We start from the raw sequence: 11,391 nt of genomic DNA, 5'->3' as shown, positions 1-11,391 counted from the left end.
AAATATGCTTCGACGTATCCATACCGATGCGGATAATCTCTCTCACGGACGGCTCCCTTGTCTGAGATTTGCAACAACCTCATTCTGGCACACTGATGCCGTAGGGGGCCGTCCACCCCATCAACCACCGCAGTGCGTCGCATGCGCGCTGCGGCCACAGCGGCGCGCCACACTCCCATTCGTGGCAATGGGTCCCGGCCTGCGCCGGGACGACGATGTTGAAACAGCGCAGCCACTTCCCCCGTATTGTTTTTCGCGCGCGATGCCGCCACACTCCGCGCAACCAAAACAAGACGTCACGGGGGAAACATGTCCGACGCGCCGAAACTGAGCAACCTTGCCGACATGGTGCGCGACCGCGCCAAAAGCCGCGGCGCTGCGCTGGCCTATGAATTCGAGGGGCGGCAAACCAGTTTCGCTGAGTTCGACATCAAGACCAACCGCGTCGCCAACGCGCTGATCGCGATGGGCGTCAAGAAGGGCGAGCGGATCGCCTATCTCGGCAAGAACAGCGACTTCTATTTCGAGCTGTTGATGGGCGCGATGAAGGCCGGCGTGGTGATGGCGCCGGTGAACTGGCGCCTTGCAGGCCCCGAGGTCGCCTTCATCGTTGACGACTGCAAGGCCCCCGTGCTGTTCGTCGGCCCCGAATTCATCACGCAGGCGCGCAACATCCGCGACAAGCTGCCGAGCGTCCGCACCATTATCACGACCGAAGGCGGCGCGCCGGAATGGCCCGACTTTCTCGCCTGGCGCGATGCACAGGGCGGCGACGACCCGCGCGTTGCGATCGAGCCGAAGGACATCGCGATCCAGCTCTACACCTCCGGCACGACGGGCAAGCCGAAAGGCGCGATGCTGTCGCACGCCAATTTCCTCAACCTCGTGCAGAGCGGCAACGAGGCCGAGAAGCCGGAATGGAACCGGTGGACCACCGACGACGTCTCGCTGGTCGCGATGCCGATCTTCCACATCGGCGGCTCCGGCTGGGGCGTGATGGGGCTCTATCACGGCGCCCGCGGCGTGATCGCGCGCGAGTTCGACCCGACCAAGGTGCTCGACTTCTTCGAGCAGTCCGGCATCACAAAGCTGTTCATGGTGCCGGCCGCGATGCAGTTCGTGGTGCGGCAGCCGCGCGCGCGGCAGGTCGACTTCTCCCGCCTGAAATACATGCTCTATGGCGCCTCCCCGATTCCGGCGGCGCTGCTGAAGGAGTGCATCGAGGTCTTCAAATGCGGCTTCGTGCAGATGTACGGCATGACCGAGACCACCGGCACTATCGTCGCGCTGCCGCCGGAGGATCACATCGAAGGGCTCGACCGCATGCGCTCGGCCGGCAAGGCGTTGCCCGGCATCGAGCTTGCGATCCTCGACGCGGACGGCAAGTCGCTGCCGCCGGGCGAAGTCGGCGAGATCGCCACCCGCTCCGGCTCCAACATGGCCGGCTACTGGAATCTGCCCGAGGCCACCGCGCGCACGATCGACGGCGACGGCTGGCTGCGCACCGGCGATGCCGGCTACATCGACAAGGACGGCTATCTCTACATCCACGACCGCATCAAGGACATGATCATCTCCGGCGGCGAGAACATCTATCCGGCCGAGGTCGAGAGCGCCCTGTGCGACCATCCGGACGTGGCGGAAGCGGCCGTGATTGGCATCCCCGACGACAAATGGGGCGAGGCGGTGAAGGCGGTGGTGGTGATGAAGCCGGGAAAAACCGCGACCGCGACCGACATCATCAACTTCACGCGCGAGCGCATCGCCGGCTACAAGACGCCGAAATCGGTCGACTTCATCCCGGCGCTGCCGCGCAACCCGTCGGGCAAGATTTTGCGGCGGAGCCTGCGTGAACCGTATTGGGCGGGCAAGGACCGGCAGGTGAACTAGCCCTCTCTGTCGTCCCGGCCAAGCGAAGCGCGAGCCGGGACCCATAACCACCGCTGTTCGTGGTGGTGCGATACCGGGGCCACGTCCCTCTCCATCAACGGCCACTTGTTGTGGTTATGGGTCCCTGCTTTCGCAGGGACGACGGTGGAGAGACTCATCACGCCTTCTTCATCTTCTCCCGCAAGATGCGCCAGCGCTCCTGCGCCTCCTCCGGCCAGACCTCTTTCCGATCGTAATACTCGGCGAACACCTTGGCGCCCGGCGGGAACGTCACCCAGGGCTGCTTCGACGACGTGAAGATGTGGACGTCCGGCGGACACTGGCTCGGATCGTCCAGCGTGCCGACGCGGACGAAGCGCACCGCGGGTCCCGCGCCCGGATAGTTGCTCCACACCGCGACCTTGCAGATGGGGCAGCGCGCGATCTTCTGCCCCTTGCCGCTCGCCGACGGCGTGTCGACGATCTCGGGCTCGGCCGCGATGTGCGCGACCCGTTCGGCCTCGTACATCGCGTTGAGCGCATGCACGCTGCCGGTCTCGCGCTGGCACCAAGTGCAGTGGCAGGCGTGCACGATCAGCGGCCTGCCGGTCAGGCGGTAGCGGACGTTTCTGCACGTGCATCCACCTTCCATGTCGTACCGCCTCCTCTGCGTTAGTGCTTGCCGGCTCCCATGTAGCCGAACAGGAAGCCCGCCACCTTGCGCTTCTGGATCTCCTCGCTGCCTTCGGTGATGCGGTAGCGGCGATGGTGGCGGTAGATGTGCTCGAACGGCTTGTGGCGCGAATAGCCCATGCCGCCATGCACCTGCATCGCGCGGTCGGCGGCCTCGCAGCACAGACGGTTTGCCCAGAAATTGCACATCGACACTCGATCCGACAGCGTGTGCTCGACCTGCGCCTGGGTCAATTGATCCATCTCCCAGGCGGTCTTGCGGATCAACAGCCGCAGCATCTCGGCCTGGGTCGCGAGCTCGACCAGCGGCCACTGGATCGCCTGATTCTCGGCCAGCGCCTTGCCGAACGGCTTGCGCTCGCGGGCATATTTCACGCTCTCATTGATGCAGTAGACCGCAGCGCCCAGCGAGCTCGCCGCCTGGCGGATGCGGTTCTCGTGCACGAAGCATTGCGCCAGCGACAGGCCGCGGCCGACCTCGCCGAACTGCGCATCCTCCGGCACGAACACGTCGGTGAAGCTGACCCGCGGATGGTCGGTCGGCATGTTGAAGGTCCACATATACTCCTCGACCTTCACGCCCGCCGATTTCGCCGGCACCAGGAAGCAGCTGATGCCGCGCGCGTCGCCGTCGTTGCCCGAGGTGCGGGCAAACAGCGCGCAGTGCGTCGCGACATGCATGCCTGTGGTCCACATCTTCTCGCCGTTGATGATCCAGCCCTTGACGTTGTCACGCGTGGCCTGAACCGCCCTGGTTTCCATATGCGTGGCGTCGGAACCATGCTCGGGCTCGGTCAGACCAAACGTGATGCGGTACTTGCCGGTGATCGAGCCGTCGATCATCGCCTTCTGCTCGTCGGTTCCGTAGCGGTCGAGCATGGTCACGATCGGCAGATTGCCTACGATCGAATGCTCGTTCTGCAGGTCGTTGTGCAGACCGAGACCTTTCGAGGCAAAGTGTTCGCGGATCACAGCCATCCAGAGATTGGAGCCGTCCTTGCCGCCGTAACGCTTCGGGATCGCGAAGCGCAGATGGCCGGCCGCATCGGCCAGGTTCTTGGCCTTGCGCAGCAGCAGCTCCCATTCATGGCGCGGCAGGCCGCCCTTGTCGAAATCGGTGCGCGCCCATTCACGGCGATGGTCGAAGAAGCGGATGTTGTCATCAGCCTCTTCCAGCGGCTTGATCTCGCGTTCGATGAAGCGATCGAGCTCGGCGAGATAGGCTGTCAGGTCAGCCGGCAGATTGAAATCCAAGGCGGTTTCTCCCGGAAATATTGTTGATTCTGATTTTGCGTCTAGACGCTGTCGCGCATCCGCGTTCGGATCGATTAAGGTGAGAAGCCTGTCGCCAAGTCAAGCAGGTGAGCGAGGCTTGCGCGCGCGGTCGCCTTGCGTAATTGGATGGCACGGAACGCCGCGCAGGCGCTAGGATATGAGCAATATTCTTCGCCGCAGAAAATCGACGGGAGCAAACATGGATCTGAAATTCTCCAAGGTGACGCGCAAGGGTCCCATCACCATCGTGACGCTGTCGCGGCCCGAGGTTTACAACGCGCTGCATATCGATGCGCATTTCGAGCTCAACAAGCTGTTCGACGACTTCTCCGCCGACCCGGAGCAGTGGGTGGCGATCGTCACCGGCGCCGGCGACAAGGCGTTCTGCGCCGGCAACGACCTGAAATGGCAGGCCGCCGGCGGCAAGCGCGGTTGGGACAAGGGCGGCTTTGCCGGCCTCACCACCCGCTTCGACTGCGACAAGCCGATCATCGCCGCCGTCAACGGCGTCGCGATGGGCGGCGGGTTCGAGATCGCATTGGCCTGCGACCTGATCATCGCTTCCGAGAATGCGACCTTCGCCCTGCCCGAGCCGCGCGTCGGCCTCGCGGCGCTGGCTGGCGGCCTGCACCGGCTGCCGCGCCAGATCGGGCTGAAGCGCGCCATGGGCATGATCCTGACCGCGCGCCATGTCAGCGCCAAGGAAGGCCTCGAGCTTGGCTTCGTCAACGAGGTAGTGCCGCAGGGCGAGGCGCTGGCTGCCGCCGAGCGCTGGGCCGAGACCATCATCAAGAACTCGCCGATGTCGATCCGCGCCTCCAAGCAGGCGATCCAGAAGGGCCTCGAAGTCTCGCTCGAGCAGGCGCTGGCCGAGCAGCGCGAGTATCCGGCGGTGAAGGCGATGGCCGCCTCGCAGGATTACATCGAGGGACCGAAGGCGTTTTCGGAGAAGCGCCCGCCGAAGTGGCTGGGGCGGTAAGGACTTCGTCCGCAGCTCAATGGCGGGGGGTGAGCGGATCGCTACCTCCCCTGGTCGTCCCGGCGAAGGCCGGGACCCATTACCACCTATATGAATTGTGGATGAAAGGCCGTGGCCCCAGCATCGCACCACAAGTGAGATCTGGGGTTATGGGTCCCGGCCCCCGTGCGCAATTGCGCACCAGGCCCGGACGACGGCGAGCTTGTTGGAGCGCAGCGAAACTCATCAGCGCTTGCCGCGCGTCCCGATGGTTTTCGCTTCGATCCCCCCGCCCTACTTTCCGAGCTCCCTCCTGTACGAGGCGTAGTTCGGCTGGTCGACGGCGAGCTTGTCCAGCGTGGTCTGCCACAGATGCTCCGATAGGCCCGGCGTTTTCAGATCGACCTCGCCACCTGCGATCTTCTCCGACAGCACGCGGTTCAGCTCCATCAGCGTCCCCTCGGTACCCAGCAATTGCTTCAGCCGCGCGGCCTCGGTCGCATCGCCGGCCTCGGCGAGCGCGAGCTGTCGCGTCACCAGATCGAGCGCGTTGATGCCGACGCGCAGCTTGAAGCCGTTGTGCCCCTTGATCGCGGGCGCGATCTCGCTGCGCAGGAAATGGGCGACGGCCTTGATCAGTTCGGTGGGTGTCGGTTCGTCCTGCATGTCACCTGCTCTCTTTCTTGCGCATGATCGATTCCGAAAACCGGTCTCCACTTTTCGGGATCATGCGCGCGGCGCCAGCAAGCGCAACAGATCGATCTCGGTCTCCGACGCGCGCCGCCCGATCATCGCGCGCTCCATCGAGTGATCCGGGCCACTTCGGAAGCGCTGCATCATGCCGCAGCACATCACGCCCCAGCGCAGCGTGCCCATCACTTCCCAGAACATCACGCGGTCGGGGTCGGCCTTGCGGCCGGCTTCTGCATAGCCTGCGAACAGATCTTCGCGTGTGCCGAAACCGCCGACCGGCTTGTCGATCTCGCCGAAGCGCCACGAGTTGACGCAGATCCACCCCAAGTCCTCCATCGGATCGCCGGTATGCGCGAGCTCCCAGTCGAGCACCGCGCGCACCCCGTCGGGGCCGATGATCAGATTGCCGTGGCGGAAATCGCCATGCACCAGCGTCGTCTCCGACGACGGACCGGGATCGTGATCGCGCAGCCAGCGCAGCGCCAGCTCGAACACCGGCCGCGGCCAGTCGAAGCTGTGATACTCGCGGGAGAGATCCTCGATCTCCCTGGTCGCGGTCAAGCTACGCAGCTTCGGCAGTTTGGCCTGCGGCAGGCCGTGGATGCCGGCAATGACGCGGCCGAGTTGGCGGGCGAGGATCGGCCGCGCCCCGGCAAATTCCTCGTCGCGCAAAATTTTTCGCGCGATGGTCTCGCCTTCGACCCGTGCCATGATGAAGCCGCGGCCAAGGCCGTCCTCCGGCCTCAAGACATGCATCACCTTCGGCGACGGCAGGCCCGCGTCATGCGCGAGCTGCATCAGCGTCGCCTCGGCATCGAGGCCTGCGGCGCGGCCCGGCGCGGCACCGTAGCCCGGCGGCGCGCGGCGCAGGATTGCGCCGATAGTGCCGTTCGGGTGCACGATGTCGAACGTCCAGGTCTCCTGGCTGGCGCCGCCGGAGAGCTTTGCGGCTCCGGTGACGCCGGTCGCGCCGGGATGAAACGAAGCGACGCAGCGGGTGAGCTCGGTCTCGATCATTTGCCCTTGAACTTCGCCGGCCGCTTCTCGAGGAATGCGGTGACACCTTCCTTGAAATCCTCGGCGCGGCCGGCAATGCGCTGCGACTCGAATTCGAGATTGAGCTGATCCTCGAAGGTATTTTCCGGGCTGTCCCAATAGAGCTTGCGGATCAGCGACAGCGCGACCGTCGGGCCGTTGGCGAGATCGTGCGCGAGCTTCATGGTTTCTTCCATCAGCGCGCTGTCGTCATAGACGCGGTTGACGAGGCCCCACTCCAGCGCCTTCTCGGCCGGCAGCCGCTCGCCGAGCAGCGACAGCTCGATCGAGCGCGCCTTGCCGATCAACCGCGGCAACAGCCAGGTCGAGCCGCAATCCGGCACCAGGCCGATGCGGCGAAACGCCTGAAGGAAATACGACGAGCGCGCGCACAGGATGAGGTCCCCCATCAGGGCGAAGCTCATGCCGGCGCCGGCGGCCGGCCCGTTCACCGCCGTCACGATCGGACAGTGCAGCTTACGCAACCGGCGCAGGAACGGATGGAACGCGGTCTCCAGCGCCGCGCCGGCATTGCTCTTGCCGGGCTTCTGCTGGTTGCGGCCTTGCAGGTTGGCGCCGGTGCAGAAGGCGCGGCCGGCACCCGTGATCACCAGGCAGCGCACCTCATCGCGCTTGTCGTCGATCGCATCGAGCGCCTCGGCAAGCCCGCCCAGCATGTCGATCGAGACCGCGTTCATGACTTCCTGGTGGTCGAGCCTGAGGATCGCGACCGATCCGTCGAAGTCGAGCGTGACGTGTTTGAACTGCATGGTTTCCTCTTCACCTTGGCGGTTGGTACCGCGGTAGGTCGATGCTTCGACCCATATTTGATTTTTGTGCCGGGCTTGTCCATGGTCGGCGGCAAGCCCATCCGTGAACGCGTGATTAGCGCGCACCAAACCAAATGGAAACCCCAATGAGTGGCATCTTCGATCTCACCGGCCGCGTCGCTGTCATCACCGGCGGCAATGGCGGCATCGGCCTCGGCATCGCGCAGGCGCTGAACGCCGCCGGCTGCAACGTCTCGATCTGGGGCCGCAACGCGGAAAAAAACGCCAACGCCGCGGCCTCGATGAAGGCCGGCCCCGGCAAGGTCGCGACGCAATTCTGCGACGTCAGCGATCCCGGCTCGGTCAAGACCGCGATGAAGGCAACCCTCGACATCTTCGGCCGCGTCGACGGCTGCTTCGCCAATGCCGGCATCGGCGGCGGCGGACGAAGAGCCTTCATCGACCGCACTGAGGAAGAATGGCGCAAGATGTTCGCGACCAATCTCGACGGCGTGTTTCACGTATTCCAGGCTGCGGCACGCCACATGACCGACCGCGCCGAGGCCGGCGACAAGTTCGGCCGGCTGGTCGCGACCTCGAGCCTCGCCTCGCTGTTCGGCACCGCGCGCAACGAGCACTATGCCGGCACCAAGGCGGCGCTGAACGCGCTGTGCCGCGCGCTCGGCGTCGAGCTCGCGCGCCACGGCGTCACGGCGAACGCGATCCTGCCCGGCTGGATCAAGAGCGACATGACCGCCGGCATCATGGCCAACGACAAGTTCGTCGCCAATGTGATGCCGCGCATCCCCCTGCGCCGCTTCGGCGAGCCGAGCGACTTCGGCGGCATCGCCGTCTACATCATGAGCAAGGCGTCGTCCTATCATACGGCGGATTGCTTTGTGATCGACGGCGGGTACACGGCGTTCTGAGTCGGCTCTTGCCGCAACGCTGATGTCGTCCCTGCGAAAGCAGGGACCCATAACCACAGGACGCGGTTGTCGAAGCAGGCTGGGGCCATAGCGTCGTCACCCAATGTGCAACGGTGGTTATGGGTCCCGGGTCGCGCTGCGCTTGCCCGGGACGACAGCGAGTAAGTGGCGCGGCCTGTGAATCATACATCCGCATCCTCGCGGCGCTGCTGCGTCCGAGTCTTGCGTTTACTTGCCTCCTCCGAAGCAGAGGGCACAGGGAAAGCCCGGCGCCGATCGCAGCGTCGCGCGGGGATGCGCAGTTGCGTGGCGCGGAATGACGGCCGGAGAGTGACGGGTAGAACAACGCGCGACGCAGCGTCGCTTCCGTCGTGGCAAAACTGCTGCTAGCGTTTGAGCCGCAAGGGACGCAACGAAGCGGCTTTTAACAAGCAGGGAGGATATTTCAGATGTTTTCACACGTGATGGTTGGCACCAACGATCTGGACAAGGCCAAGGCGTTCTATGATGCGCTGCTTGGCACGCTCGATGTCCGGCCGGCCCGGGTCGACGGTCACCGCATCATGTACCTCACCAAGGCCGGCATTTTCATGGTTTCCAAGCCGATCAACGGCGAACCGGCGACGCATGCCAATGGCGGCACGATTGGCTTTGCCTGCTCTTCGCCGGAGCAGGTCGAGGCCTGGCACGCGGCCGGCGTCGCCAATGGCGGCAAGCCTTGCGAGGACCCGCCGGGCGTACGGGAAGGTTCTGGCGTGAAGCTCTACCTTGCCTATCTGCGCGATCTCGACGGCAACAAGATCTGCGCGATGCACCGGATGGTCTGACGATCCGCGCGTCGTCCGCGGCGGCGTTCAAACAACGTTTGAAACGCCGTCGCGAAATTCCGCGATGCGGCAGGGGCGATCGGAAAATCGGTGCTCGCGCTTGGCGTCGCACGCGTCTATTGTCCGCCGCGAAACGCGCCTTCGCGAGGGAGAAAAGACAATGAAACATGCCTATGTGCCGCGGACCACGAACTACACGCTCAATCCGGGCGACGAGCTCAATGACCTGCGGATGTCGGACAAGGTCCGCCCGCTCTACGATCATGTGAAGCAGTTCATCCGCGACACGGTCGACCCGATGTCGGTCGAGTTCTATCGCGCCGGCGAGAAGAAGACCAACCGCTGGAGCTTCACGGACGAGCAGCTCGCGATCCTGCAGAAGGCCAAGGACAAGGCCAAGGAAGTCGGCCTCTGGAACTTCTTCCTGCCCGACGCCGAAACCGGCGAAGGCCTCAACAACCTCGACTACGCCTACATCGCCGCCGAGCTCGGCAAGAGCCCGCTGGCCTCCGAGACCATGAACTGCTCGGCGCCGGACACCGGCAACATGGAGGTGCTGGAGCGCGTCGGCACCAAGGCGCAGAAGGAGAAGTGGCTGAAGCCGCTGCTCAACGGCGAGATCCGCTCGGCCTATGCGATGACCGAGCCGAACGTCGCCTCCTCCGACGCCAAGAACATCTCGACCACCGCAAAGCTCGTCGGCGACGAGTGGGTGATCAACGGCGAGAAGTATTACATCTCCGGCGCCGGCGATCCGCGCTGCAAGATCATGATCGTGATGGTGAAGACCAATCCCGACGCCGCGCCGAGCAAGCAGCAGTCGCAGATCCTGGTGCCGATCGACACCCCCGGCGTCGAGATCCTGGGGCCCATGCACGTGTTCGGCCACGACCATGCGCCGCGCGGCCACATGCATCTGCGCTTCAACAATTGCAAAGTGCCGAAGGAGAACATGCTGCTCGGCGAAGGCCGCGGCTTCGAGATCTCGCAGGTCCGCCTCGGCCCGGGCCGCATCCATCACTGCATGCGCACCATCGGCAAGGCCGAGAAGGCGCTCGACATGATGGTGCAGCGCGGCCTGACCCGCGAGGCGTTCGGCAAGAAGATCGCCCATCTCGGCGGCAACATGCAGATCATCGCCCAGGCGCGCTGCGAAATCGAGGCGATGCGGCTGATGGTGCTGAAGGCGGCCAAGGCGATGGATGTCCTCGGCAACAAGGAAGCCCGGGTCTGGGTCTCGATGGTCAAGGCCATGGTGCCCGAGCGCGCCTGCAAGGTGATCGACCAGGCGATCCAGATGCACGGCGCCACCGGCATCTCGCAGTGGTCCCCGCTCGGCGAAATGTACCAGGACGTCCGCCATCTGCGCTTCGCCGACGGTCCGGACGAGGTGCACTGGATGGTGGTCGGCCGCCACGAGCTGAGCATGTCGTAAAGACCTCTCCCTCTCCCCGCTCTTCGCGGGGTCGAGACGAGCGCAGCTCGCTCTTAGAGGGTTGGGGTGAGGGGTTGCCTCCTCGAAGACGGTGAGAGAAGGACTCGCGGAGATTCCCCCTCACCCATATCGCATCTTCGATGCGATATGACCTCTCCCCGCAAGCGGGGCGAGGTAAGGAAGCAAGTCTGCAAGGCGGGTGCGCGCAAGCGTAACCCGCCTTTTGCTTTTCGAACCGTCGGCGGCAGGTTACGCTTCACCAACCGCCCCGCGTTCTTCGGACAACCCATGCAATATTCCCCAAGCGACCTCACCCAGCGCGAACGCTACAAGGTGCTGACCTCCTTCGTGCTGCCGCGGCCGATCGCCTGGGTGACGAGCCTCGGCGTCGACGGGGTGATCAATGCGGCGCCGTTCTCGTTCTTCAACGTGTTCTGCGAGGATCCGCCGCTCTGCATGTTCGCGGTCAACCGCAGGCCCGACGGCCGCGAGAAGGACACCCTGGTCAACATCCAGCGGCTGGGCGAATTCGTGGTCAACCTGACGGACGAGCCGCTGGCGCGCGCGATGCATGAGACCTCCGGCGACTTCCCGCCCGAGATCGGCGAGCCCGATTATCTCGGCCTGAAGCTTGCGCCGTCGAGCAGGATCGCGGTGCCCCGGCTTGCGGATGTGCCGTTCGCGATGGAGTGCAAGACCTGGAAGCTGATCGACGTCAATGGCGACCGCCAGCTGATCATGGGCGAAGGCATTCATTTCCACATCCGCGACGAATTGTGGGACCGTGACGCGATGCGCGTCCACATGGAGCGCTACCACCCGATCGGCCGCATGTTCGCCGACCGCTACTGCCGCACCGACGACCGCGTGGTGTTTCCCACGGCCGAGGGCGCAAAGACGAAATAAC

At 64.6% G+C, this 11,391-nt stretch carries 11 protein-coding genes; 6 read left to right on the top strand and 5 right to left on the bottom strand.

The window, feature by feature from the left end:
• Positions 1-309 precede the first annotated feature (309 nt).
• Positions 310-1,890, top strand: coding sequence for a fatty acid--CoA ligase (locus AC1VNY_RS33425; protein ID WP_482408369.1), 1,581 nt, complete (start codon positions 310-312; stop codon positions 1,888-1,890).
• A gap of 157 nt (positions 1,891-2,047) precedes the next feature.
• On the opposite strand, the gene AC1VNY_RS33420 is transcribed toward AC1VNY_RS33425, so the two are convergent.
• Positions 2,048-2,521, bottom strand: coding sequence for a GFA family protein (locus tag AC1VNY_RS33420; RefSeq protein ID WP_482408368.1), 474 nt, complete (start codon positions 2,519-2,521; stop codon positions 2,048-2,050).
• Between the two features lie 20 nt (positions 2,522-2,541).
• The gene (locus AC1VNY_RS33415; RefSeq protein ID WP_076827204.1) at positions 2,542-3,816 is read right to left on the bottom strand and encodes an acyl-CoA dehydrogenase family protein; all 1,275 of its coding nucleotides are present in this window, start codon (positions 3,814-3,816) and stop codon (positions 2,542-2,544) included.
• Positions 3,817-4,036: 220 nt separating this feature from the next.
• On the opposite strand from AC1VNY_RS33415, the gene AC1VNY_RS33410 reads away from it, so the two are divergent.
• Complete coding sequence (locus AC1VNY_RS33410) at positions 4,037-4,816, top strand: enoyl-CoA hydratase-related protein (RefSeq protein ID WP_482408367.1); 780 nt, start codon at positions 4,037-4,039, stop codon at positions 4,814-4,816.
• A 273-nt stretch (positions 4,817-5,089) separates the two neighbouring features.
• Here the strand turns inward: AC1VNY_RS33410 and AC1VNY_RS33405 are convergent, their stop codons facing one another.
• Genes AC1VNY_RS33405 through AC1VNY_RS33395 form a run of 3 tightly spaced genes read right to left on the bottom strand, consistent with a single transcriptional unit; the run spans position 5,090 to position 7,293 of the window.
• Positions 5,090-5,461 (bottom strand): DUF6285 domain-containing protein, encoded by a 372-nt coding sequence (locus AC1VNY_RS33405; protein WP_482408366.1) that lies wholly within the window; start codon positions 5,459-5,461, stop codon positions 5,090-5,092.
• Positions 5,462-5,521: 60 nt separating this feature from the next.
• The gene (locus AC1VNY_RS33400; protein ID WP_482408365.1) at positions 5,522-6,505 is read right to left on the bottom strand and encodes a phosphotransferase family protein; all 984 of its coding nucleotides are present in this window, start codon (positions 6,503-6,505) and stop codon (positions 5,522-5,524) included.
• Complete coding sequence (locus tag AC1VNY_RS33395; RefSeq protein WP_482408364.1) at positions 6,502-7,293, bottom strand: enoyl-CoA hydratase/isomerase; 792 nt, start codon at positions 7,291-7,293, stop codon at positions 6,502-6,504. Before AC1VNY_RS33395 ends, AC1VNY_RS33400 begins: the two co-directional genes overlap by 4 nt.
• A 146-nt stretch (positions 7,294-7,439) precedes the next feature.
• Between AC1VNY_RS33395 and AC1VNY_RS33390 the strand changes: the two genes are divergently transcribed.
• From AC1VNY_RS33390 to AC1VNY_RS33375, 4 genes are all read left to right on the top strand, one after another.
• On the top strand, positions 7,440-8,222 hold the full coding sequence (locus AC1VNY_RS33390; RefSeq protein ID WP_212054331.1) for an SDR family NAD(P)-dependent oxidoreductase: 783 nt from the start codon (positions 7,440-7,442) through the stop codon (positions 8,220-8,222).
• A gap of 449 nt (positions 8,223-8,671) precedes the next feature.
• Positions 8,672-9,049: a VOC family protein gene (locus AC1VNY_RS33385; protein ID WP_035630932.1), complete on the top strand. Its 378-nt coding sequence runs from the start codon at positions 8,672-8,674 to the stop codon at positions 9,047-9,049.
• Between the two features lie 160 nt (positions 9,050-9,209).
• Positions 9,210-10,484, top strand: a complete 1,275-nt coding sequence (locus AC1VNY_RS33380; protein ID WP_038388005.1) for an acyl-CoA dehydrogenase family protein — start codon at positions 9,210-9,212, stop codon at positions 10,482-10,484.
• Positions 10,485-10,772: 288 nt separating this feature from the next.
• The gene (locus AC1VNY_RS33375; RefSeq protein WP_482408363.1) at positions 10,773-11,390 is read left to right on the top strand and encodes a flavin reductase family protein; all 618 of its coding nucleotides are present in this window, start codon (positions 10,773-10,775) and stop codon (positions 11,388-11,390) included.
• Position 11,391: the final 1 nt, after the last annotated feature.

Source organism: Bradyrhizobium ferriligni, assembly GCF_056837965.1.
The sequence above is the reverse complement of the archived record's forward strand: the minus strand, read 5'-3'. Positions and strand labels throughout refer to the sequence as shown.